Annotated in this window: 26 protein-coding genes and 1 pseudogene; 10 read left to right on the top strand and 17 right to left on the bottom strand. The window is 62.7% G+C overall.

The annotated features are described in order from the left end of the window. Positions 1-27 precede the first annotated feature (27 nt). The 6 genes from HU738_RS11055 to HU738_RS11030 form a co-directional block, all read right to left on the bottom strand. Positions 28-354: a Rieske (2Fe-2S) protein gene (locus HU738_RS11055; protein ID WP_186602276.1), complete on the bottom strand. Its 327-nt coding sequence runs from the start codon at positions 352-354 to the stop codon at positions 28-30. After that, positions 351-1,004, bottom strand: a complete 654-nt coding sequence (locus HU738_RS11050; protein ID WP_186602274.1) for a DsbA family oxidoreductase — start codon at positions 1,002-1,004, stop codon at positions 351-353. Before HU738_RS11050 ends, HU738_RS11055 begins: the two co-directional genes overlap by 4 nt. After that, positions 1,001-2,305: an MFS transporter gene (locus HU738_RS11045; RefSeq protein WP_186602272.1), complete on the bottom strand. Its 1,305-nt coding sequence runs from the start codon at positions 2,303-2,305 to the stop codon at positions 1,001-1,003. Before HU738_RS11045 ends, HU738_RS11050 begins: the two co-directional genes overlap by 4 nt. 126 nt (positions 2,306-2,431) lie before the next feature. Further along, positions 2,432-3,484 (bottom strand): beta-keto acid cleavage family enzyme, encoded by a 1,053-nt coding sequence (locus tag HU738_RS11040; RefSeq protein ID WP_186602270.1) that lies wholly within the window; start codon positions 3,482-3,484, stop codon positions 2,432-2,434. Positions 3,485-3,542: 58 nt separating this feature from the next. Continuing rightward, complete coding sequence (locus HU738_RS11035) at positions 3,543-4,391, bottom strand: TauD/TfdA dioxygenase family protein (protein ID WP_186602268.1); 849 nt, start codon at positions 4,389-4,391, stop codon at positions 3,543-3,545. Positions 4,392-4,404: 13 nt separating this feature from the next. After that, positions 4,405-5,385 (bottom strand): quinone oxidoreductase family protein, encoded by a 981-nt coding sequence (locus tag HU738_RS11030; RefSeq protein ID WP_186602263.1) that lies wholly within the window; start codon positions 5,383-5,385, stop codon positions 4,405-4,407. A 219-nt stretch (positions 5,386-5,604) separates the two neighbouring features. On the opposite strand from HU738_RS11030, the gene HU738_RS11025 reads away from it, so the two are divergent. Further along, positions 5,605-5,811, top strand: a complete 207-nt coding sequence (locus HU738_RS11025; protein ID WP_054884570.1) for a hypothetical protein — start codon at positions 5,605-5,607, stop codon at positions 5,809-5,811. Between the two features lie 44 nt (positions 5,812-5,855). Here HU738_RS11025 and HU738_RS11020 read toward each other — a convergent pair whose 3' ends face one another. Continuing rightward, positions 5,856-6,293 (bottom strand): MerR family transcriptional regulator, encoded by a 438-nt coding sequence (locus HU738_RS11020; RefSeq protein WP_186602262.1) that lies wholly within the window; start codon positions 6,291-6,293, stop codon positions 5,856-5,858. Between the two features lie 101 nt (positions 6,294-6,394). On the opposite strand from HU738_RS11020, the gene HU738_RS11015 reads away from it, so the two are divergent. Next, on the top strand, positions 6,395-7,630 hold the full coding sequence (locus HU738_RS11015) for an NADH:flavin oxidoreductase/NADH oxidase family protein (RefSeq protein WP_186602261.1): 1,236 nt from the start codon (positions 6,395-6,397) through the stop codon (positions 7,628-7,630). A gap of 57 nt (positions 7,631-7,687) precedes the next feature. On the opposite strand, the gene HU738_RS11010 is transcribed toward HU738_RS11015, so the two are convergent. Continuing rightward, positions 7,688-8,017, bottom strand: a complete 330-nt coding sequence (locus tag HU738_RS11010; RefSeq protein ID WP_186602260.1) for a hypothetical protein — start codon at positions 8,015-8,017, stop codon at positions 7,688-7,690. A 101-nt stretch (positions 8,018-8,118) separates the two neighbouring features. After that, positions 8,119-8,487, bottom strand: coding sequence for a hypothetical protein (locus tag HU738_RS11005; RefSeq protein ID WP_054884574.1), 369 nt, complete (start codon positions 8,485-8,487; stop codon positions 8,119-8,121). Positions 8,488-8,725: 238 nt separating this feature from the next. Between HU738_RS11005 and HU738_RS11000 the strand changes: the two genes are divergently transcribed. Together HU738_RS11000 and HU738_RS10995 are read left to right on the top strand one after the other, a co-directional pair. Then, the gene (locus HU738_RS11000) at positions 8,726-9,040 is read left to right on the top strand and encodes a hypothetical protein (RefSeq protein ID WP_186602259.1); all 315 of its coding nucleotides are present in this window, start codon (positions 8,726-8,728) and stop codon (positions 9,038-9,040) included. 66 nt (positions 9,041-9,106) lie between these two features. Continuing rightward, positions 9,107-9,343, top strand: a complete 237-nt coding sequence (locus HU738_RS10995) for a hypothetical protein (protein WP_176506343.1) — start codon at positions 9,107-9,109, stop codon at positions 9,341-9,343. Between the two features lie 56 nt (positions 9,344-9,399). Here the strand turns inward: HU738_RS10995 and HU738_RS10990 are convergent, their stop codons facing one another. From HU738_RS10990 to HU738_RS10980, 4 genes are all read right to left on the bottom strand, one after another. Next, entirely contained in the window at positions 9,400-10,092 is a 693-nt protein-coding gene (locus HU738_RS10990) for a lipopolysaccharide kinase InaA family protein (RefSeq protein ID WP_232244352.1), read from the bottom strand. 151 nt (positions 10,093-10,243) lie between these two features. Beyond that, positions 10,244-10,483 carry a hypothetical protein gene (locus HU738_RS26195; protein ID WP_176506345.1) on the bottom strand — a complete coding sequence of 80 codons (240 nt, stop codon included), beginning with the start codon at positions 10,481-10,483 and terminating at the stop codon, positions 10,244-10,246. Between the two features lie 187 nt (positions 10,484-10,670). After that, a complete protein-coding gene (locus HU738_RS10985; protein ID WP_186602257.1) occupies positions 10,671-10,970 on the bottom strand; it encodes a hypothetical protein in 300 nt (99 codons plus the stop codon). A 128-nt stretch (positions 10,971-11,098) separates the two neighbouring features. Continuing rightward, positions 11,099-11,347 (bottom strand): hypothetical protein, encoded by a 249-nt coding sequence (locus HU738_RS10980; protein WP_186602256.1) that lies wholly within the window; start codon positions 11,345-11,347, stop codon positions 11,099-11,101. Between the two features lie 519 nt (positions 11,348-11,866). Here HU738_RS10980 and HU738_RS10975 point away from each other — a divergent pair. Beyond that, positions 11,867-13,453, top strand: a complete 1,587-nt coding sequence (locus HU738_RS10975) for an ABC-F family ATPase (RefSeq protein WP_054886495.1) — start codon at positions 11,867-11,869, stop codon at positions 13,451-13,453. Positions 13,454-13,641: 188 nt separating this feature from the next. Further along, positions 13,642-14,835, top strand: a complete 1,194-nt coding sequence (locus tag HU738_RS10970; RefSeq protein WP_186602255.1) for an MFS transporter — start codon at positions 13,642-13,644, stop codon at positions 14,833-14,835. On the opposite strand, the gene HU738_RS10965 is transcribed toward HU738_RS10970, so the two are convergent. Together HU738_RS10965 and HU738_RS10960 are read right to left on the bottom strand one after the other, a co-directional pair. After that, on the bottom strand, positions 14,806-15,840 hold the full coding sequence (locus HU738_RS10965; RefSeq protein ID WP_176506408.1) for an alpha/beta hydrolase family protein: 1,035 nt from the start codon (positions 15,838-15,840) through the stop codon (positions 14,806-14,808). The two genes, HU738_RS10970 and HU738_RS10965, sit on opposite strands and share 30 nt — an antisense overlap. Positions 15,841-15,973: 133 nt before the next feature. Beyond that, positions 15,974-16,585, bottom strand: a complete 612-nt coding sequence (locus HU738_RS10960) for an FMN-dependent NADH-azoreductase (protein ID WP_176506409.1) — start codon at positions 16,583-16,585, stop codon at positions 15,974-15,976. 133 nt (positions 16,586-16,718) lie between these two features. Here HU738_RS10960 and HU738_RS10955 point away from each other — a divergent pair, with 133 nt between their 5' ends. Beyond that, a complete protein-coding gene (locus HU738_RS10955; RefSeq protein ID WP_186602253.1) occupies positions 16,719-17,621 on the top strand; it encodes a LysR substrate-binding domain-containing protein in 903 nt (300 codons plus the stop codon). Next, positions 17,614-17,973, top strand: coding sequence for an MmcQ/YjbR family DNA-binding protein (locus HU738_RS10950; RefSeq protein WP_054886500.1), 360 nt, complete (start codon positions 17,614-17,616; stop codon positions 17,971-17,973). Before HU738_RS10955 ends, HU738_RS10950 begins: the two co-directional genes overlap by 8 nt. Here the strand turns inward: HU738_RS10950 and HU738_RS10945 are convergent, their stop codons facing one another. Continuing rightward, positions 17,974-18,402 carry a DUF1294 domain-containing protein gene (locus HU738_RS10945; RefSeq protein ID WP_176506412.1) on the bottom strand — a complete coding sequence of 143 codons (429 nt, stop codon included), beginning with the start codon at positions 18,400-18,402 and terminating at the stop codon, positions 17,974-17,976. 1 nt (position 18,403) lies between these two features. Beyond that, complete coding sequence (locus HU738_RS10940) at positions 18,404-19,234, bottom strand: undecaprenyl-diphosphate phosphatase (RefSeq protein WP_176506413.1); 831 nt, start codon at positions 19,232-19,234, stop codon at positions 18,404-18,406. Positions 19,235-19,494: 260 nt separating this feature from the next. Between HU738_RS10940 and HU738_RS26350 the strand changes: the two are divergent. After that, positions 19,495-20,295: pseudogene (locus tag HU738_RS26350) on the top strand (cache domain-containing protein); the annotation flags it as partial. Positions 20,296-20,433: 138 nt separating this feature from the next. Continuing rightward, entirely contained in the window at positions 20,434-21,168 is a 735-nt protein-coding gene (locus HU738_RS26345; RefSeq protein ID WP_371870289.1) for a methyl-accepting chemotaxis protein, read from the top strand. Positions 21,169-21,202 lie beyond the last annotated feature (34 nt).

Below are 21,202 nucleotides of genomic sequence, written 5' to 3'. Positions count from 1 at the left end.
CTACGTGACAAGGCATCGATACTGCCCTCATCGCCCGCTCTCCTCGTCGCTCAGCACGATGTACACCTGCTGGCCCTGGCATTCGACCGGGTAGCTGTTGACCTTCAGCGCCGTGGAGTTGAGCAGGTAGCCGCTGGCCAGGTCGAAGCGCAGGCCATGGGCGCAGCACTGGATGACCCGGCCCTCCAGGCGCCCGCCGCACAGCGAGGCACCTTGGTGCGGGCAACGGTCGTCGATCACGTAGAGGGTATCGGCCACATTGAACACGGCCAGGCTCTTGCCGTGGCTCTCCACCAGCACACGCTCGTTGCGCTCAGGCACCTGGTTCGCCGCCAGGGCGATACGCCGACTCATGCCGGCACCTGTACTTGCAGGGCTTCAAGCATGGCCGCGAACAGCACATCAGCAGGTTGTGCCCCAGGAATCAGGCGGCCCTCATTGAAGCGGAAACAGGGCACCGCACTGCCGGCGCGCCCGGCACCGTCGAGGAACGGGCTGCCATCTTCACGCAGGCAATCGACCACTTGCGCCGCCTCCAGCCCACAAGACCGGGCAACGGCGAGCAATACCCGGCTGTCGCCCAGGTCGCGGCCCTGATGGAAGTAGGCAATGAACAGCTGAGTCAGCAGGGTTTCAAGCCGCCTGGCGCTGAGCAGGCCGGACGCACGCTGCAGCAAGCGGTGGGCATTGGCAGTGTTGGGCATGCGGCGGATACGCGCGAAGTCAATGTCTTCACCCACTACGCTGGCCGCTGCTCGCACCTGGGCCTGGCGCTCGCGAACGGCCTGCTCGCTGCCCAGTCGTTCTACATAGAAGGCGTGGAATGGCAGGCCATTGGCAGGCAACCCAGGCAGCAGCTGGACGCCGCGCCACTGCAAGGCCACCTGCACCTGTGGCTGCTCGCGCTGCAGCATCAACAGGGCGGCCTGCAGTTGCCGTTGGCCGATCAGGCACCACGGGCAAATGAAATCGAAGAACACTTCGACGGACAACGTCTGTTTCACGAACTCAACTCCCCGGTACGGCTGACCGATGCTTGCAGACGCTCCATGTCGCAGTGGTAATGGCGTTTGGCGATGAAGAATACGGCGGCGGCGGCGATGCTCATCAACGGCACCAGCTGGAACGCAGCGTGCAGACCGATCAGGTCGGAAACACGGCCGGCAATCAGTGGCCCGGTCGCCAGGCCCAGCAGGTTGTTGGCCAGGGTCAGGGTGGCGAATGCAGTGCCGTGCACGGCGGCGTGGGTCAGGTTGGCGACCATGGCACTGGACGGGCCGTTGGTGCCGACGGCGATCATCATGCCCAGGCCGATCAGTACCAGCTGCGCGGTGCCTGCCGGTAGCGCAAAGGCCACCGACAGCAGCAGGCAGCCGCCCAGGCAGTAGCCGATGGCCAAGCTGATCTTGCGGTCAGGCCGCTGACGGCCCAGGCGGTCACAGAGCATCGCGCAGAGGATGGTACCGATGCCGCTGCACAGCACGATCACCGCGGCGATCGCTCCAGCGCGGTCGGTGCCCATGGCGTAGTAACGGTTCAGGTAGCTGGGCATCCACACGATCACCGTGCCGCCGACAAACAGTTGCAAGCCGCTGCCGATGTACGCAGCGATCACCGAGCGCGAGCCGTACAGGCTGCGCAGCGGGTGGCTCGCCTTGACCTCGGCCGGTTCGGCGCCTCTGGCGGTGATGCAGGCCTCCTTGACGATCAGTGGGTACAGCAGTGCCAGCACCAGGCCGAACAGGGCCATGCCGGCGAATGCCCAACGCCACCCCAGGTGCTGGGCCAGCACGCCGCCCAGGGCCATGCCCAGTACCGAGCCGAACATGCCACCGGCCATGAAGGCGCCGGCCAGGGTCGAGCGCATGTCGCGGGGGAACACCGCCACCACCACGGCAATGCCGACGCTGCCATAGGCGGCCTCGCCGACACCCACCAGGAAGCGGGCGATGAACATCTGCGGGTAGTTTTCTGCCACGGCGCAGCCCAAGGTCGCCAGGCTCCACAGCACGGCCATCAAGACCAGGCTACGGACCCGGCCAAAGCGGTCGGCCAGCAATGACAACGGGAAGGTCAGCAGGCCGACCATCAGTGCGACGATGCCGCTGAGCAGGCCGAGCTGGCTGTCGGTCAGGGCCCACTCGCCCTTGAGCAGCGGGAATACCGCGTTGAGCACCTGGCGCGACATGTAGTCGGAGATCAACAGGCCGAAGGTCAGGGCGAAGACGACCCAGGCATAGCGCCTGGGTACGCTGTGCGCAGTGTCGCTGCCGGGTGCCTCGGCACTGGCGAGATAGGTGGCCATGCTGCCTCCTCGGGGTATCTGGCGTGGGTGGTGTTCTTGTTGTTATGGGTTACAGCCAAAATCTTTACCGCTTGGGCTGGCCTCTACGGGGCCCCGACGTGGCCGCGAAGAGGCCGGTCCTGCCTGTCAGGCCCGCTGCGGCACCCCCTTCTGCCCCGGCTGGCGATTCGGTGCCATGCCGTTGGCCTTGAGGGTCTGCTCGATGCTGGCGTACTGCTCGCCAATGCGGTAAATGGCCCGGGCCTCTTTGCCGTTGGCCACTTCGCGGCCCAGTTCATGGGCCACGCGCACGGTCTGCTGGATCTGCTGCACCGAGCCGAAGCGCTTGCCATGCTGGTCGATGATGGTGTCTTCGTTGCCGCAACGGGGATGCAGGCCCATGGCCAGGGCCATGGTGTTGAACGGCAGCACGTTCTTCAGTAACGATTCAGCAGTCAGCGTGCAGCCATCCGGTGCGCGGTGGATGAAGTTGAAGAAGTTGAACGGGTTGGGGCCGTCGAAACCGCCACCGATCCCGATCCAGGTCAGGTTCAGCGGGCCCATGTAATCACCCCGGCGAACGATGCGCTCGAGGGTTTCCAGGGCATGCATGCCGGTCAGCTGGAAGTGCGGCTGGATACCACTGGCCTGCAAGCGGCGCAGGTGTTCGCGGACCCAGGCCGGCCCGGCAGGCACGGTCATCTCGCTGTAGGCAGCGTGAATGGCCGGGTGGGCCAGGGAGGTGCCTTGCAGATACTCCGGATACAGCAGCTCCATGATGTTCATTTGCGTGGTGTTGATCGCCACGGTCACCTGGTCAGGGCGCGGGGTCAGCTCGGCGAGCATGTGCCGGGTGTCGTCGGACAGCCACTTGGCGGCCTCGCCTTCGCCCTCGGGGGCGAAGGAAATCGAACCTCCGACCTGGATGATCATGTCGGGCACCGCTTCGCGCACCCCGGCGATCAGCTCGTTGAACTTGGACAGGCGCTTGGAGCCCTTGCCGTCCAGTTCGCGCACATGCAGGTGCAGCACGGTGGCGCCGGCTTCATAGCAATCGACTGCCTTCTGCACCTGCTCGTCCATGGTCAGCGGGATATCTTCGGGGAAGTCCTCGGGCATCCACTCCGGGCCATACGGGGCGACGGTGATGACCACCTTTTCCATGTTTTCCGGGTGCAACGAATCGTCGAAGAATTGCATGCAGTAGTCCTCGCTATTGTTATTGTGCTGTGCGCCGCGAGCGTGCGCGGCGGTTGACTCAGTAGGTGCGGCTGCCCTTGATCCCCGCACGCTCCATCTTGCGATGGCACGCTGGGTAGTCCATGACCGCATAATGCTGGGTGCTGCGGTTGTCCCAGATGGCCACGCTGTTGGGCTTCCAGCGCCAGCGCACCTGGTATTCGGGCAGGTAGGCCTGGCTGACCAGGTAGCGCAGCAGGTCGGCGGCGCCGGGGTTGGCGTCCTGGCCGAAGCGCACGCGCTGGGGCGTGTGGTAATTGCTGAAATGGGTGGTGAAGGCATTGACGAACAGCACCTGCTCGCCGGTGTCCGGGTGCGTGCGAACTACCGGGTGTTCGGCATCCGGGAACTGCGCCTTGAGTGCCAGGCGTTTTTCGATCGGCATGGCGGCGCCGAAGCTGGCTTCGATGCTGTGGCGTGCGCGCAGGCCTTCGATCTTCGCCTTCACGTCACTTGGCAGGTTTTCATAGGCCAGCACCATGTTCGCCCACATCGTGTCGCCGCCCACCGGTGGGCACTCGACGCAGCGCAGCACGCAGCCCATGGGCGGTGCCTCGCGCCAGGTGGCGTCGGTGTGCCAGGCGTTTTCATAGCGGTCATTGGGCTGGTCAGGGCGCTTGTAGATCTGCACCAGGCCTGGGTGCTCCGGGTCGCTGCCGGCTACCGGGTGGTCTTCCAGCTCGCCAAAGCGCCGGGCGAAGGCCACATGCTCGGCACGGCTGAAATGCTGGTCACGCAGAAACAGCACACGGTGCTTGAGCAACTGCCCGCGCAGTAGCTCGAACAGGTCGTCGTCATGGATCGCGTCAGCCAGGTTGACCCCGGTTATTTCGGCGCCGATCGCACAGGTCAGTTGTTCGATGTGCATGCTGTTGCCCTCTTCAGATGACGAAGATCGACGAGCCGGTGGTCCTGCGCGCTTCCAGGTCACGATGGGCCTGGACGGCGTCCTGCAGGGCGTAGTGCTGGTTGATTTCGATGCGGATGCGGCCGCTGCTGACGTGGTCGAACAGCTCGCCGGCCAGGTCGGCCTTTTCGCCAGGGTCGGCAATGAAGTCGGCCAGTGCCGGGCGGGTCAGCTGCAGCGAGCCCTTGATCGCCAGCAGCTGTGGCTCGAACGGCGGGATGGTGCCGGAGGCGGTACCGACGCAGACCATCAGGCCACGGCGCTTGAGCGAATCGAGCGAGCCCATGAACGTGTTCCTGCCGACGCTATCGAACACCACGTTGACGCCGACGCCATCGGTGAGTGCTCGCACTCGGCTGGCCACGTCCTCGACGCTGTAGTTGATGATCTGGTCGCAACCATGGGCGCGGGCGATCTCGGCCTTGGCCTCGGTAGACACCGTGCCAATCACATTCAGCCCCAGCAGGCGCGCCCACTGCGCGACAATCAGGCCGACTCCACCCGCCGCCGCGTGCAGCAGCACGGTGTCGCCGGGCTTGAAGGCGTACAGCCGGCGCATCAGGTAGGCCGCCGTCAGGCCGCGCATGGTCATGGCGGCGGCGGTCTCGAAGGCAATGGTTTCCGGCAGCTTGATCAGCGCTGCGGCGGGGATCAGGCGCTCGCTGCAATAGGCGCCGAGGGTGTTGAGGAAGCCGGTGTAGGTCACCCGGTCACCCACCGCCACCTGGGTCACGCCCTCGCCTACCGCCTGCACCACGCCGGAGGCTTCCACGCCAATGCCATTGGGCAGCGGGATCGGGTAGGTGCCGTTGCGAAAATAGGTGTCGGCATAGTTCAGGCCCACCGCCACCTGACGCAGGCGCACCTGGCCCGGGCCGGGTTCACCGACCTCGGCGTCCTCGTAACGCAGCACTTCGGGGCCACCGGTCTGATGGAAACGTACGACTTTGGACATGCTTGTCTCTCCAATCATCGATCTGAACGCGGGGCGTCAGTTCTGGGTAACTGGAATGTAAGCGCTTGGGGTATGGGGTGCTTCGCATCGGGCGACAGCGGGTTTTCATTTGATGACAGAGCGCCGGGGCTGGGGCTGCAATCTTTTCTTCATGAGCCACCTTGATGGCTAGCAAAGGCCCGACTAATACTTAAATCTCTGCCTGGGGAGGCACGAAACATGCAACCAAGATTCGTTATCGTTCCGGCGGTGCCCATCGAAAAGCAGTCGTTCCGCATCGGCACGCGTTACTACGCGGCGACCGAATGCGGCGGTTTCGATATCTATGACAATCAGGAAAAGGAGCGGCTCAAACCCAGTTACCCGAGCAGGACGGATGCCGAGGTACAGTGCCGAAACATGAACATGGCCAAGCAAACCAGGTAGTCAGTTACCCTGACCGTCATGCGTGAGGGCCGGCAAGCCGGCTCTCAGCGAACTGCATCGTCATCAGCCTTGCCAGCCTCGCCGTCCTGCCACCCGGCAATCAGGCGCTGGGCATTGGCATCGCAATCCATGCCCTGTGGCTTGCTCTGCATGCCGGCGATCACCGCCAGCAATTGTGCGCGGTTCTGCGCCAGGCGTAACTGCATGGCTTCGATTTCAGCCACCTTGCGCTTGAGGCTTGCCAGCAGCAGATCATGCCGTGCTGTGCCGTCACCCGCTGCGCTGGTCAGCTTGCGCATTTCCTCCAGGCTGAAGCCTGCCTGCTGCCCGCAGGTGATGATCTCCAGCGACCTCACCGCCTGCTCCGGGTAGTCCCGATAACCGTTGCCCAGGCGTCGAGCCTCGATCAGGCCGCTGGCTTCATAGAAACGGATGCGTGATGCGCTGAGGCCCGTGCGTCGGGCCAGTTCGCCAATTTTCATGGGGGGCTGAAATTCTCTGTTGACCTTAAGGTTTACTTTAACCTTAGCCTTCTCCAAAACCCAACCCGCCCGACGCCCGGCGCTACCTTGGAGAACACCGCATGTCCCCCTTCCAGCCCCTGCAACTGCCCAATGGCAGTGTCATCCCCAACCGCTTGGCCAAGGCGGCCATGGAAGAAAACCTCGCCAATCAGGACCAGACCCCTTCCGATCGCTTGCTGCGCCTGTATCAGGCCTGGGCTGAAGGCGGCGCCGGCTTGCTGCTGACCGGTAACGTCATGGTTGACCCCGCCGCCATGACCGGCCCGGGCGGCGTGATGCTCGATGACAGCCAATCGTTGCAACGTTTCCGCCAATGGGCCGAGGCCGGTCGCGCCAAGGGCGCGCAGTTCTGGATGCAGATCAACCACCCCGGGCGGCAGATGCAGGCCAACCTCGGCCAGCCCACCGTGGCACCCTCGGCGGTGGCGCTGGACATGGGCGGCTTGTCGAAGCTGTTCCCGCAGCCCAAGGCCCTGGACGAAGGCGAAATTGCCGCGCTGATTCAGCGCTTCGCCCGCACTGCGGCACTGGCCGAACAAGCCGGCTTCAGCGGGGTGCAGATCCACGCCGCCCATGGCTACCTGCTCAGCCAGTTTCTCTCGCCACTGACCAACCGGCGCCAGGACCGCTGGGGTGGCAGCCTGGAAAACCGCGCGCGGCTGCTGCTGGAGGTGGTCAAGGCAGTGCGCGAGGTGGTATCTCCCGGCTTCAGCGTGGCGGTCAAACTCAACTCGGCCGACTTCCAGCGCGGCGGCTTCGAGCCTGCCGACGCGCGCCAGGTCGTGCTGTGGCTGAACGAACTGCAGGTGGACCTGGTGGAACTGTCCGGCGGCAGCTACGAAGCACCGGCCATGCAAGGCGACGCCCGCGACGGGCGCACCCTGGCACGGGAGGCCTACTTCCTCGAGTTCGCCCGCGAAATCGCCGCGATCGCCCGGATGCCGGTGATGGTCACCGGTGGCATCCGCCGCCTGCCGGTGGTCGAACACGTGCTTGCCAGTGGCGTGGCCATGGCCGGTATCGCCACCGCACTGGCGGTCGACCCCAACCTGCCTCGACGCTGGCAAGCCGGCGAGACCAAGGCCCTGGCCGAACTGCCGCCGATCCGCTGGAAGCGCAAGGCATTCGCCGCCCTGGCCTACATGGCGCTGGTCAAGCTGCAGATGCGCCGGCTGGCCAAGGGCAGCAAACCCAAGGCCAAGGCCTCTCCCCTGGGAGCCCTGCTGCTGGAACAGTGGTGCACCCTGCGCCGGGTAAAGCAATACAAGCGCATGATGGCTAACCGGCTGGATTGATGCTGTTCGATGATGGCCGGCTGGGCCATTCAGGCTATCGACGCCTATGGCAGCCGGTCAATCCAGGCATTCTCTTGCGGCCAGGCGCAACTTGTCACTCGACAGGAAACTGCCTTTGTAGAACGTTGCGCGGCTACCTTCCCGGTACTCAACGACTTCCAGCACTTCGTCTGACGTCACGGCGCTGGGCGCGGTCAGCCGATAACCGTGATTGATCGATTTTTGCGTGGTATGAGGGGACAGCGCCTGCCACTTTGGCAGGACGCAGGCGGCATAATCTTCCGGGGATTTCGAGGTCAGCTTACTGGCGGTAGGCTTGCCTGGGTTTGCGCAAGCGGCAAGGCTGACAATGACTGCGAAACTGAACAAAATACGAAAGGTTGGCATTTGCAATTAACCAGGCGGAAACGTGTGCCATTCTATCCGGTATCGAGCCAATGCAAAAAGCCCGCTTGTGTGCGGGCTTTGTTCTACTGCAAATCATCACTTCAAGCTTTTTTGCACATCAACGCCGCATCGAGCAGCCTGCCATGGTCGTACCAGGCGTCGCGCTGGTAAGCAGTGAACTGGCGGTCGGTTCCCGTACCGTGCAGCTCCACCAGGCCATCGGCCTTGTTGGGGTCGGTACTTTCAACGTACAGCTTGACCGAGTTGTCAGTGTCGACTTCATAAGTTTTGACATTGACCGGAAGTTCGCCTTTGACGCACCCCAGATAGGCTGGTGTGCTTCTCTCGGTGGTGCCAGACGTATAATCATGGCCACTTCGCACGTCCGGGTTCTGTGCGCACCCGGCCATGAACAGCGTAGCGGATGTGGATAACAGTACTGCGCCTGCAACCGATCTTGAGCTCTTCACGCGACACGCTCCTGCTGCCCCTTCTAGAACTTGAAAAGTGGCCAAGCACACCGCCCTTTTTTGGTTTTCATTGCCCAATGGTACTGCGCAATACGGACAGCACGATATGCTTGTTGGCTATAGAGGTAATGGCCAATTACCCTTAGGACTTTCGAGTTATTTCTTTAGGCCAACGGAACGATTCAAGCAGCCCTGATTCTCATGCGTATCGACCCGGCGCATCGTTCAGGAGAAACCCATGCTGTGGTGGCTGGAGATACTCGCTCAGTTCATGGCTTCCGCAGGCCTTGCCGTGTTCAGCATTTTCGTTTTCTGGGCCTGTACGCTGCTGTTTGGCCGGACTTACAGCAAACTGATGTCTGCCGTACTGGCGGTGGCACTGCTGGGCATTGCGGCCTTTCCGCATGGTGCGAGCTTTGCCGTCAACCAGCAAACGCTGCTGGGGAATGGCAGCGATTTCCTGTTGCTGGTGGCTGACGCGATGGGTGTGATCAGTGCCGTCATCATTGCGTCGTTCTTCTTCGACCCGGGGCGGTTGCTGGATGAAGCGTGACTGGCAGGCAGGCTACCTTGTATCAGTAGTGACGGTATCCTGCTGCCCCGTGTCGAGGAGATAAACATGAGCATTCGCAGCCTTGCCAGACATCTTCCTGCAGACCCAGATAAAGAAGGCTGGGTGCTTGGCTGGGGCGTGCTGCGAGCCTTGCACCCTTGGCACTTTGTCGACGTCTATGCCGACCAGAAAACCGCCAGGGCCGAGGCGCAGCGCCGTGGCGATGGCTATGTCGTCGAATTTGGCTCGCACCGACTCGGTTCGGATGAATTCGTCTGCGGTATAACCCCACCTGAAGGGTGACCATTACATCATGCCCACGGCAAACGCTCGGACGGAAGACGGCTGACGTTCAACCGTCAAAGAAGCCGCTCAACGTTATGGCCGAACGAATACCGATAGCCTCTACAGAACGCATCCCATTCATCGCCCGACCAGCCGGACCTGCGTTTGACCTGCCTCAAGTCGTGCCGGGCGGCCCGCTTCGCGGTAAGACGTTGCCTGGCCTTCTCAAGATCCAGCAAGGCCACCTTGATGCTCGGCTCGCTGAAATCGACAAAGACATGCTTCAGATACAGGCAACCGTGCTGCCAACGGCCAACGTTCAACCTGGCGAGTACTCGGCCATACGCCTCCAGGATTTCGTGGTGGCGCCTGGACCCGAGTGATTGGTCGAGGTGGTTGGCGTAGAAGTCCTCCAGCGACAGGTAACCGTCCAGCGCTGCCGTCACCATCACGGCATGCCACTCTCCGCCCTGTTTACGGACATGGGCGTGGACAAGCGATGGCGTTGATACACCTAATGATGCAGCCGCACGCAGGGCCTTCGCTTCACGCGCAACTGTCGGGTAGCCCAACGGGTGCAACAAGCTTCGATAGACATGCCCGACTTGCTGTTTCTTGTAGAAAGTCAGGCCCTCCAGCTCGACGCGAAGTACACCACTCTCCCCGCCTCTGCGGATATTGGGGGGTTCCACCCATTTTCCGGGGGCGCCGAGGATGTCCTCTACAGGTGGGTGGGAGGGTCTCATGTTTGTTGAATTATTAGTCATTGAGCACTCACTCATTTGCCAGCCTTGGCGCGGCGAGACTCGAAATATAAACCCCTGATCTCATCGGCGGCTACAGCAGATATCACCGTCGGCACGCCCTGGGCTGTAATGCTTGTGACCTCTTTCTGCCAAGAGGGCGCGCCAGAGGGGTTCAGCCGCTTTGGCTTTGAACGTACTGTTCAGCCATGACCTTCCCCTCCAGAATGGCTTCAGTCGAAGAGGAAAAAGGCCGACTCACCCGTAGCGTTCGTGCCGTTGCACCTGGTTTCCCTACTTCGACCAACATTCCGGTGGGGAACTCGATACTCGACTCCCACAGCACGTATATGGATGCCTGGTAACCCAGGTAGGAATGGACGTAAAGGTCATGACTGGTGGACTGAAGGCTCATCACGTTCTCCAACTGGGCGCCTCGAATGCGCCTCTGATGGAGATACGACAGGTGCCTTTGCAGAAGCGTTCCGTTTCCCGCCCACAGGGAGGAGCTACCCGAAGGAAGCGCAGCGGCGGTACGGATATTGAAAGCGCTGGAGGACGAGGTGGGTTGATCCGAGGTCCGGACCAACCCTTAACGCCATTTAGCCCGCAGCCACCGTCGGTCTCACTGCATGCACGCCCTCGACTGCGATTTTTCGTGCCCTTGCTACACCCCATGCCATCGCACGGGTCATCGATTCGCCTGGACGGGCAGCGAACGACTCCTCGTGAACCGCCATGCCTTGAGGTGCATAAACGCCTATGAACATCTGCGTTTGACCGGTCCTTGAAAGCCTTACCTGAACATCAATGTGCGTGCCGTCGTCGAGCGTTTCGTCATGGGTCCGGTGGTGCAGCGTCGGGTCTGCCCAACCCCAGAACACATTTCCACGAACTCGCATGTGACCCTCCTTTAATCTTGTATTTAAGATCCATAGGGAGATCAAAGTAAGGCGCATCAAGTAACTTTCAAGTGCCCTTTACCGGAAATAACATTTGAACGACAGGCGGCTCCGAAACTGATACAAAGCTATAATTTTGTATAAGTTATTGTGGGCATTTGTGAAACTTCGCGACCCTCGCCAGCTTCGCTTCCGCTCGGTAGCGACTCGGCAAATTCAATCCACTGTTTAAATGCAGCCCGGTGCGCCTCGCACATGGCTTGCCAGTCCGGCCCACCAAGACGGCCATAGGCCACCTGGTTCATCGTTGATGAAACAAGCGAATCGAGTTCGCGAAGCAACGTGTATGCGCGGTACCTTCTTTCACGTTCCGGCATGGTCCTGCCCCCCACAATGCACAGCAAGGTTTGAGCCTGTCCGAGGCTTCTGCCTGGTAGACCTTCATGGCCTGCCTTCTTTCCATCAATGCTAACCGTTCCGCCGAATGGCGGCGAGGCGAAGCCATGACTCAAGCATTTCCATGCAGCGCTCGTTCAGGAGCAAAGGGCAATTCAGCGAGTCGCCGTTCGGCTTCCTGCCGGGGCAGGATGGAATGCACGTCGAGCAGCCATAGGACCTGCTCACGCCGCGGCACCCGATTCTCAACGGTTTGGGGCGTCGGATAGCGCCCCCCCGTATAACTGCCGCCGCACCTATGCGACAATGCGCTCAATGTCTGGTCCCAACCCCGCATTTATCGCCCAACAGCTCGGGCATGGCGTGCAGATGCTCTTGTCGACTCATGCGCGCTGGATCAACTCGTCCAACGACTGGCAGGAGCTTGCAAAGCTCCAGAGTGGTCCGGAATGGGTCCGTAGCTGCGACGAAGCCACGTAAGTTATTGATAGGTAAGCTCCTTGATCTCCACCGCTAATATCACCATGCAGTTCGGCTCCAAGCCGCTGTTCGAAAACGTTTCGGTCAAATTCAACAACGGCAACCGCTATGGCCTGATTGGTGCCAACGGTTGCGGCAAGTCCACCTTCATGAAGATCCTCGGCGGCGACCTGGAGCCGTCCGGCGGCCAGGTCATGCTCGAGCCGAACACCCGCCTGGGCAAACTGCGCCAGGACCAGTTCGCCTACGAAGAATTCACCGTGATCGACACCGTGATCATGGGCCACGGCCAGCTGTGGAAGGTCAAGGCCGAGCGCGACCGTATCTACTCGCTGCCGGAAATGACCGAGGAAGACGGCATGGCCGTCGCCGAGCTGGAAACCGAATTCGCCGAAATGGACGGCTACACCGCCGAATCCCGCGCCGGTGAACTGCTGCTCGGCCTGGGTATTCCCCTGGAACAGCACTTTGGCCCGATGAGCGAAGTGGCACCGGGCTGGAAGCTGCGGGTACTGCTGGCCCAGGCACTGTTCTCGGACCCGGACGTGCTGCTGCTGGACGAACCGACCAACCACCTGGATATCAACACCATCCGCTGGCTGGAAAACATTCTCACGGCGCGTAACAGCACCATGATCATCATTTCCCACGACCGGCACTTCCTCAACAGCGTGTGCACGCACATGGCCGACCTGGACTACGGTGAGCTGCGCCTGTTCCCGGGCAACTACGACGAGTACATGACCGCCGCCACCCAGTCGCGCGAACAGTTGCTTGCGGACAACGCCAAGAAGAAAGCCCAGATCGCCGAACTGCAGACCTTCGTCAGTCGCTTCTCGGCCAACGCCTCCAAAGCCAAGCAGGCGACTTCGCGTGCCAAGCAGATCGACAAGATCCAGCTGGCCGAGGTCAAGCCTTCGAGCCGTGTCAGCCCGTTCATTCGTTTCGAACAGAACAAGAAACTGCACCGCCAGGCGGTAGTCGTCGAGAAGATGGCCAAAGCCTTCGATGACAAGGTGCTGTTCAAGAACTTCGACATCACCGTCGAAGCGGGCGAGCGCGTGGCGATCATTGGCCCCAACGGTATCGGCAAGACCACCCTGCTGCGCACCCTGGTCGGCGAGATGACCCCGGATGCAGGTTCGGTCAAGTGGACCGACAGCGCCGAGGTGGGCTATTACGCCCAAGACCATGCCCACGATTTCGAAGAGGACATGACCCTGTTCGACTGGATGGGCCAGTGGACCAGCGGCGAGCAGGTGATCCGCGGCACCCTGGGGCGCATGCTGTTCTCCAACGACGAAATCCTCAAGTCGGTGAAAGTGATTTCAGGTGGTGAACAAGGCCGCATGCTGTTCGGCAAGCTGATCCTGCAGAAGCCGAACGTGCTGGTGATGGACGAACCGACCAACCACCTGGACATGGAATCGATCGAAGCGCTGAACCTGGCGCTGGAAAACTACCCGGGCACCCTGCTGTTCGTCAGCCATGACCGCGAATTCGTGTCGTCCCTGGCGACGCGTATCATCGAGCTGAGCCCGGATGGTGTAGTGGACTTCAGCGGGACTTATGACGACTACCTGCGTAGCCAGGGTGTTGTGGTCTGAGGTAGCTGGGCTGGCCTGATCACCTTGTAGTGGCTGGGCCGGCCTCTTCGCGGGGTTACCCGCGAAGAGGCCGCTGTCCACGTCACTGGATGACACTCCCCGACGAATATTTCGTTAGCATGCTTTCATTTACTTCGCGCAGCGGCCATGATTAGGGCACGCCCAACCGCCCGCCCGCGAACGTGCCCATGACCGCGCAACAACCCGCCCCCGCCAGCAGTACCTTCAGCATTACCCTGCAGATCCTGTCGATCGTCTTCTATACCTTCATTGCCTTCCTCTGCATCGGCCTGCCAATTGCGGTGCTGCCCGGCTATGTGCACGACCAGCTGGGCTTCGGCGCGGTGGTTGCCGGGGTGACCATCGGCCTGCAGTACCTCTCGACCCTGCTCAGCCGCCCTTTTGCCGGTCGCGTGGCCGATACCCTGGGGGGTAAGAAGGCCATTGGCTATGGCTTGCTGGGCATCGCTGGTTGCGGGGTGCTGACGCTGCTTTCGGCCTGGTCGTTGAAGGCGCCGCTACTGAGCCTGGCCCTGCTGCTCGGTGGCCGGGTGCTGCTAGGGCTGGCCCAGGGGCTGATCGGCGTCGCGACCTTGAGTTGGGGCATCAGCCACGTCGGCCCGGAACACACGGCGCGAGTGATCTCGTGGAATGGCATCGCCTCGTACGGGGCTATCGCCATCGGCGCGCCGGTCGGTGTGCTGGCAGTCGCTGGCCTGGGTTTCAGCCTGCTTGGGCCTGCCCTGCTGGTACTGGCGCTGCTGGCGTTGCTGGTGCTGCGCAAACGCCCCGACGTGGTGGTGACGCGCGGTGAACGGTTGCCCTTCTGGTCGGCCTTTGGCCGTGTCGCGCCCTGCGGCCTGGGGCTGACCCTGGCGTCGATCGGCTATGGCACACTGACCACCTTCGTCACCCTTTATTACCTGGAACGCGGCTGGGTTGGCGCCGCCTGGTGCCTGAGCGCCTTCGGCGTGTGCTTCATCATTTCTCGGCTGTTGTTCGTCAATGCAGTCAACCGCTTCGGCGGCTACAACGTGGCCATGGCCTGCATGGCCACCGAAGTGATCGGCCTGAGCCTGCTGTGGCTGGCCCCCTCGCCGCCCTGGGCAATGGTCGGTGCCGGCCTGACCGGCTTCGGTCTGTCGCTGGTGTATCCGGCACTGGGCGTCGAAGCCATCAAGCACGTGCCAAGCAGCAGCCGGGGCGCCGGGCTGGGGGCCTATGCTGTGTTCTTCGACATGGCACTGGCCATCGCCGGCCCGTTGATGGGCGCGGTGGCCGTGCACCTGGGGTATGCCTGGATCTTCTGCGTCGCAGCCCTGCTGGCCTTGGCCGGCGTCGGCCTGACACTGCTACTGGCGCGGCGCAGCCGCCGCGGCTGAACGCTCGGCCGGCTCCGGTGCACCCAGGGCCTGGGTGAAGAACGCGGCCGTGTCGCGCTGCAGTGAATGGTGGATGTGGCGCCGGTCGACACCCTCGGCGTCCTTGCACAGCACCGGCATGCGCGCATGCTGCTCCTCGTCGCAGCGGGCCATGAACACGAAGTGCCCGGCCCCCTCCAGCAAACGGTAATCAGGGGTGATCGGTAGTTTGCGCGCCAGTTCTTCGGCATTGCGGTCCACCGCCACCAACTGGTCGCTGTCGCCGCTGTAGATCAGCGCAGGCACCTTCACAGCAGCCAGGGCATGGCGGCCGAACAGCAGGCTCAGCGGTGCCATCAGCATCACCGCACCTACCCGGGGGTCGGCCTTGGGCGCCAGCTCGCTGCGGTCGGCAATCAGCACGCCATGGGTCTTGCAGGCATCGGCATCACCGGGGCGCTCCAGGCAATAGCGGCGCAGGCGATCCAGGTCGGGCTGGGCGCCAGACAGGATCAACGCGGTTTCACCGCCAGCCGAGTAGCCGATAACGCCGACCTTGCCATCATTGAGGTAAGGGCCGAGCAACGCGTCTTCACGGGCCGAGGTGATGGCCTCGCTGATCTGCAGGGGCCGACCATAAAGATTGCTCAGCGTGCCGAGGCGGCTGTGGTCGCGGGCGTTGTCGCCCGGGTGTACGACCGCCACCACAACGAAGCCCTGCCGGGCCAGGGACGTGGCCAGGTAATGCAGTGCCAGCGGGCTGCCAGTGTTGCCGTGGGACAGCACCAGCAACGGAAACTGCCCAAGGGCGACCGGGGCCTCTTCAGCGACGTCGATGGGGTAACCGTCGATGCGGATGTTACGCGGCGTTCCCTGGGATGGATAGAACGCCAAGGCCTGCATCGGCCGGGCATCGACCGGGTCATCCAGGGTCATGTGGTGCAAACCGGCAACCCAAGGGGAGGCCTCGGCTTGGCTCAACAGGCCACCGAGCAGCAATGCCAGCAAACAGCGGGGAGTGTTCATCGGTCGGCTATCGCGCAGCAGGCACCAGGATAGCGTCAGCATAGAACCGGCACGGCCAGCGGCACATGAAAACTGGATGAAAAAAAGCCGACTGGCGCATGGAGCGCCAGCCGGCTTGTCTGTCGCCAGAGGATCAGGCTGCGGCGAACAGCTCGTTGGCAATCTGCGCCTGGGCGGCGTCGATGGCCTGGGTACGGTGCTCCGGGCCATAGGCCAGGCCGTGGGCGCGGACGACTTCGAGGTCGGTGATGCCGATGAAGCCGAGGAACACCTTCAGGAAATCTTCATGGCCGACGCCGGTCGGCTGGCCAGCGTGCAGGCCACCCGCGGTGGAGACCAGCACCACTTTCTTGTTGCCGCACAGGCCTTCCGGGCCGGCTTCGGTGTAACGGAAGGTCTTGCCCGCTACGGCCACACGGTCGATCCAGGCCTTGAGCTGGGTCGGCACACTGAAGTTGTACATCGGCGCGCCAATTACCACGGCGTCGGCCGCAAGGAATTCTTCCAGGGTTTCGGCGCTCAGCTTGGCCTCGAAGGCCTGCGCGGCGTCACGGGCTTCTTCCGGGGTACCGGCCGCCATCAGGGTGGCGGACGAGAAATGGGCGATGGCGTCGGCGGCCAGGTCACGGTAGACCACTTCGATGCTTGGGTCTGCAGCTTTCCAGGCTTCGACAACTTCGCGGCTCAGTTGGCGAGAGGCGGAATTGTCGCCCAGGATGCTCGAATCGATATGCAACAGTTTCATGGGACTCTCCTGTGAGTGAAGACCGCAGCGGTGGGCGATCACGATGGAAAGAATCCTACCGGGACGACGAATAGCTGAAAAGTCGCTAAAAATGCGTTAGTTTGTCCCACAGGTAGAACAGTGAGCCGGTACCATGCAAGACCTCAATGACCTCTTCTATTTTGCCCAGGTGGTCGAAGCCGGTGGTTTTGCTGCCGCCGGTCGCCAGCTGGGCATCCCCAAGTCGCGCCTGTCGCGGCGCATCGCCGAACTGGAGGAACGCCTCGGCACCCGCTTGCTGCAGCGCACCACGCGCCAGCTCAAACTCACTGCCGTGGGTGAACGCTACTTGCACCACTGCCAGGCCATGCTGCTGGAGGCCGAGGCTGCCGAAGAGGTGGTGGCGAGCATGAGCAGCGAGCCGCGCGGGCGGCTGCGTGTGTCGTGCCCGGTGGCCTTGGCCCATGCCTTTCTGCCGGACATCATCAGCCGCTTTCTCGAGCAGTATCCACAGGTGCAACTGGACATGGTCTTGCTCAACCGCCGGGTCGACCTGATTTCCGAAGGCATCGACGTGGCCCTGCGCGTGCGCGACCTGGGCGACGAGGACCCGGCCCTGGTCACTCGCCGGCTGCGCCAGGCGCAAATGCAACTGGTGGCAGCGCCGGGCTTTGCCGAGCACCTGCGCGAGCCCGCCGAGTTGGCCACCTTGCCCGTGCTGGGAGCCGCCGAAGCCGATCGGCTGGTGCACTTTCGCTTGTTCGGGCCCAATGGCCGGCAACAGGAAATCGCCCTGGAGCCACGCCTGGCGATTGACGATTTTGTCGTGCGTAACGCTGCCGTGCGCGCCGGGCTGGGCTTTACCGCTCTGCCCAGCATGTTCTGCGAAGAGGAGCTGGAACGTGGCGAGTTGGTGAAGCTGCTGCCGGACTGGTCTTTGCCTGGCGGCTACCTGCAGGCGGTCTACCCTCATCGGCGTGGCTTGTTACCGGCCGTGCGGGCATGGATAGACCACCTGGCGGCGTCGTTCGAGGCGTGTGGGGAGCGTTATGTCTAGGCAGACGATCAGCGAAGACCAGGTGGCGGCGTTCTGCCTGAGCCTGCCGGGTGCGCGGGAAGACTACAAATGGGGCGGCGTCCGGGTGTTTTCCGTAGCCGGCAACAAGATGTTCGCGGTGCTCGACCTGGCTGGCGCCGGGTTGTCGTTCAAGGTGGCCGATGAGTTGTTCCTGGGCTATTGCGACCGGCCGGGTGTGCGGCCCGCACCCTATCTGGCACGGGCGAAATGGATCAGCATGGCACCACCCTACCCGATGGGCCGTGAAGAACTGTGCGACTTGCTCCAGCGCTCGCACCAACTGGTGGTGCGTCGGCTGCCAAGACGTTTGCAGGCAGGCCTGCTGGGCTGATCAGTTGAAAGGCAGGAAACGGCTGCCGAGGAACAGGTAGTCGAGCCAGAACACCTGGTGCAGCAGCACGATGCCCCAGCACACCAGCTGGTAGGACCATTTGCGCGTCTTGTGTCGGAACAGTTGCTGAGCGACCAGTGCGCCGGGCCAGCCCCCCAGCAATTCGCTGGCATGCAGGACCTTTTCTGGTGTGCGCCAGGCATCGCCCTGGGCCTGGCGCTTGTCCTGCCAGTACAACAGCAGGCTGATCAGGCTGACCAGCGGGTACATCGCCAGGGGTACCCAGTTCTGCCCGTTCCAGCCCATCTTCGCCGCGCCAAGCCCTGGCAGCAGGCACAGCACGGCCAGCAGCAACCCCTTGATGCGCGCATTGCGCACGCTCTGCGTGTGTCCAGCGCCGCGTGGCGCCGTGTGCGGTGCCCGCGCCATGTCAGCTGTGCGCCGTCGCCCAGTCGACCCAGCCGAACTGCCAGGTCGCCAGGATCAGCAGGCCAAAGACGATGCGGTACCAGGCAAAGGCCGCGTAGCTGTGGTTGGCGATGAACTTCAGCAGCGCCCGCACAGCAATCATGGCGAAGATGAACGAGGTCACGAAACCGATGGCGAAAACCGGCAGGTCGCTGGGTTCGAACAGGTGGCGGTACTTGTAGCCCGAATACACCGCTGCGCCGACCATGGTCGGCATTGCCAGGAAGAACGAGAATTCGGTGGCTGCCTTGCGCGACAGGCCAAACAACAGGCCGCCGATGATGGTGGAACCCGAGCGCGAGGTACCCGGGATCATCGCCAGGCACTGCACGAAGCCAATCTTCAAGGCGTGGGTCCAGCGCATGTCGTCAACATGGTCGACCGCTACGGTGTGCTGGCGACGCTCGGCCCAGAGCATGATCACGCCACCGATCACCAGCGCCGTCGCCACGGTGATCGGGTTGAACAGGTATTCATGAATCAGGTCGGCGAACAGTACGCCCAACACCACCGCCGGCATGAACGCCAGCAGCAGGTTACCGGTGAAGCGCCGAGCCTTCGGCTGGTTGGCCAGGCCGAACACCACTTCGAGAATCTTGCTGCGGAACTCCCACACGACCGCCAGGATCGCTGCCAACTGAATAATGATGTTGAACGCCATGGCCCGTTCGCCACCAAACCCGATCAGGTCGGCGACGATGATCTGGTGACCGGTGCTGGAAATCGGCAGAAACTCCGTGAGCCCCTCGACCACGCCTAAGATGATTGCCTGGAAGGCAGTCCAAAAATCCATCATTCCCCCGATGAAGCACTGCTGCTTGCAGGCCCCTTATTTTTGATTTGCTTGTGATTGCCGCACGCGGCGCGGCCTTTTTACAGCGCCTTCTGGGACCTACGCCAGTGGAAAAGTTCACCTTGGCTAAAGGTTTCATCTTGCCCGGCCGAGATCCTATCAAAGCGGCAAGGCAAACGCGCGCTCGGCCTGTGGCAGAGTAGCCAATAAGTAGCACTTAGCCATTAGTCGAGTGCCTGCCATCTGCAAAGCATGCTTGGATGCACCTGAATAAAAAGAACAATGCAGGAGAGGATTCGATGAAGGCATTGCGGTCGATGTCGATCAGCCGTCGGTTATGGCTGATTCTGGTGGTTGCGGTGGGCATGCTGGTGATGCTCGGCCTGCTGATGCTGCGCCAGATCCATGGCGATCTGTACCAGGCCAAGGCGGAAAAAACCCGCCACGTGGTGCAGACCGCCGCTGGCGTACTGGCCTATTACCAGGGCCTGGAAGCCGCCGGGACGCTCAGCCGCGAGGCGGCGCAGCAGCAAGCCCTGCAAGTGGTGCGGGCGCTGCGCTACGACCAGAACGACTATTTCTGGATCAACGACCTGGGGCCGAAGATGATCATGCATCCTGCCAACCCCAAGCTCGATGGCCAGGACCTCTCCGCCATTCGCGACCCGGACGGCTTCGCCGTGTTCAACGAGATGGTGGCCCTCGCCCGCAGCCAGGGCGCCGGCCCGGTCGACTATCGCTGGCCCAAGCCGGGCGCCAGCGAGCCGGTGGCCAAGACCTCCTATATCCAGCTGTTCGAGCCTTGGGGCTGGATCATCGGTTCCGGCGTCTACGTCGACGATGTGCAAGCCGAATTCGCCCGCCAGTTGCGTGATGCCTCATTGGTCGGCCTGGCCATCGCCGTGCTGATGGCCCTGGTGGTCATGCTGATTGCCCGCAGCATTGCCCGCCCCCTCCAGGAAGCGGTGCAGGCGATGGGCAACATCGCCAGCGGCGAAAGCGACCTGACCCGCCGCCTGGACACCCACGGCCACGACGAGATCACCCACCTGGGCCAGCACTTCAACCAGTTCAACGGCAAACTGCAAGGGGTCGTCGGCCAGCTTCAGGGTGCCGCCCATGCCCTGGCGCAGTCGGCCGGGCATGTGGGCGACAACGCTGGCGCTGCTCAGCAGCACAGCGCCCAGCAGTCCCTGCAGATGGACCAGGTGGCGACGGCGGTCAACGAAGTCACCTATGCCGTGCAGGACGTGGCCAAGACCGCCGAACAGGCCGCCGCTGAGATGCGCGCCGCGCAGCAGCAGGTGGAACACGGCCAGCAGGCCATTCACGGCAGCCTGCAGCAGATCGACCGCCTCTCGGTGACCATCGAACAGGCCGTGCAGGTGATCCGGGAGCTGGCCGGGCACAGCACGAAGATCGGCGGGGTGCTGGAAGTGATCCGCGCTATCGCCGAACAGACCAACCTGCTGGCCCTCAATGCTGCCATCGAAGCCGCTCGCGCTGGCGAGCAGGGCCGTGGCTTTGCCGTGGTTGCCGACGAGGTCCGCCTGCTGGCGCAACGTACCGCGCAATCGACGGCCGAAATCCACACCATGATCGAGCACTTGCAAGGCCAATCCGATGCCGCGGTCAAAGCCATCGATACCAGCAGCGAGGCCTCGCGCCAGACCGTGCACCAGGCCCGCGAGGCCGGCACCAGCCTCGTTGCCATCAGCCAGGCGCTGCATAACCTCACGGCACTCAATGCGTCGATCGCCAGTGCCACCTTGCAGCAGTCGCAGGTGGTCGAGGAGATCAACCGCAATGTGCTGGACACCGCCAGCTTGTCCCAGCAGACCGCCGATGCCGCGCGCCAGTCCAGCGACGCCGGCATGGCTCTTGGGCAGCTGAGCGAGGAGCTTGAACAACTATTGCGCCAATTCCGCGTCTGAACCGGGCGTGATCACCGGCCCGCCAGGCGGGCCG

Source organism: Pseudomonas vlassakiae, from assembly GCF_014269035.2.
GTDB classification, from domain to species: Bacteria; Pseudomonadota; Gammaproteobacteria; order Pseudomonadales; family Pseudomonadaceae; genus Aquipseudomonas; species Aquipseudomonas vlassakiae.
The sequence above is the reverse complement of the archived record's forward strand: the minus strand, read 5'-3'. Positions and strand labels throughout refer to the sequence as shown.

Excerpts from the sequence above, each read along its gene's own strand:
- HU738_RS11055 (WP_186602276.1), bottom strand. The coding sequence starts at position 354 with ATGAGTCGGCGTATCGCCCTGGCGGCGAACCAGGTGCCTGAGCGCAAC.
- HU738_RS11045 (WP_186602272.1), bottom strand. The coding sequence starts at position 2,305 with ATGGCCACCTATCTCGCCAGTGCCGAGGCACCCGGCAGCGACACTGCG.
- HU738_RS11040 (WP_186602270.1), bottom strand. The coding sequence starts at position 3,484 with ATGCAATTCTTCGACGATTCGTTGCACCCGGAAAACATGGAAAAGGTG.
- HU738_RS11035 (WP_186602268.1), bottom strand. The coding sequence starts at position 4,391 with ATGCACATCGAACAACTGACCTGTGCGATCGGCGCCGAAATAACCGGG.
- HU738_RS11030 (WP_186602263.1), bottom strand. The coding sequence starts at position 5,385 with ATGTCCAAAGTCGTACGTTTCCATCAGACCGGTGGCCCCGAAGTGCTG.
- HU738_RS11025 (WP_054884570.1), top strand. The coding sequence starts at position 5,605 with ATGCAACCAAGATTCGTTATCGTTCCGGCGGTGCCCATCGAAAAGCAG.
- HU738_RS11020 (WP_186602262.1), bottom strand. The coding sequence starts at position 6,293 with ATGAAAATTGGCGAACTGGCCCGACGCACGGGCCTCAGCGCATCACGC.
- HU738_RS11015 (WP_186602261.1), top strand. The coding sequence starts at position 6,395 with ATGTCCCCCTTCCAGCCCCTGCAACTGCCCAATGGCAGTGTCATCCCC.
- HU738_RS11010 (WP_186602260.1), bottom strand. The coding sequence starts at position 8,017 with ATGCCAACCTTTCGTATTTTGTTCAGTTTCGCAGTCATTGTCAGCCTT.
- HU738_RS11000 (WP_186602259.1), top strand. The coding sequence starts at position 8,726 with ATGCTGTGGTGGCTGGAGATACTCGCTCAGTTCATGGCTTCCGCAGGC.
- HU738_RS10995 (WP_176506343.1), top strand. The coding sequence starts at position 9,107 with ATGAGCATTCGCAGCCTTGCCAGACATCTTCCTGCAGACCCAGATAAA.
- HU738_RS10990 (WP_232244352.1), bottom strand. The coding sequence starts at position 10,092 with ATGACTAATAATTCAACAAACATGAGACCCTCCCACCCACCTGTAGAG.
- HU738_RS26195 (WP_176506345.1), bottom strand. The coding sequence starts at position 10,483 with ATGAGCCTTCAGTCCACCAGTCATGACCTTTACGTCCATTCCTACCTG.
- HU738_RS10985 (WP_186602257.1), bottom strand. The coding sequence starts at position 10,970 with ATGCGAGTTCGTGGAAATGTGTTCTGGGGTTGGGCAGACCCGACGCTG.
- HU738_RS10980 (WP_186602256.1), bottom strand. The coding sequence starts at position 11,347 with ATGCCGGAACGTGAAAGAAGGTACCGCGCATACACGTTGCTTCGCGAA.
- HU738_RS10970 (WP_186602255.1), top strand. The coding sequence starts at position 13,642 with ATGACCGCGCAACAACCCGCCCCCGCCAGCAGTACCTTCAGCATTACC.
- HU738_RS10965 (WP_176506408.1), bottom strand. The coding sequence starts at position 15,840 with ATGAACACTCCCCGCTGTTTGCTGGCATTGCTGCTCGGTGGCCTGTTG.
- HU738_RS10960 (WP_176506409.1), bottom strand. The coding sequence starts at position 16,585 with ATGAAACTGTTGCATATCGATTCGAGCATCCTGGGCGACAATTCCGCC.
- HU738_RS10955 (WP_186602253.1), top strand. The coding sequence starts at position 16,719 with ATGCAAGACCTCAATGACCTCTTCTATTTTGCCCAGGTGGTCGAAGCC.
- HU738_RS10950 (WP_054886500.1), top strand. The coding sequence starts at position 17,614 with ATGTCTAGGCAGACGATCAGCGAAGACCAGGTGGCGGCGTTCTGCCTG.
- HU738_RS10945 (WP_176506412.1), bottom strand. The coding sequence starts at position 18,402 with ATGGCGCGGGCACCGCACACGGCGCCACGCGGCGCTGGACACACGCAG.
- HU738_RS10940 (WP_176506413.1), bottom strand. The coding sequence starts at position 19,234 with ATGGATTTTTGGACTGCCTTCCAGGCAATCATCTTAGGCGTGGTCGAG.
- HU738_RS26345 (WP_371870289.1), top strand. The coding sequence starts at position 20,434 with ATGGACCAGGTGGCGACGGCGGTCAACGAAGTCACCTATGCCGTGCAG.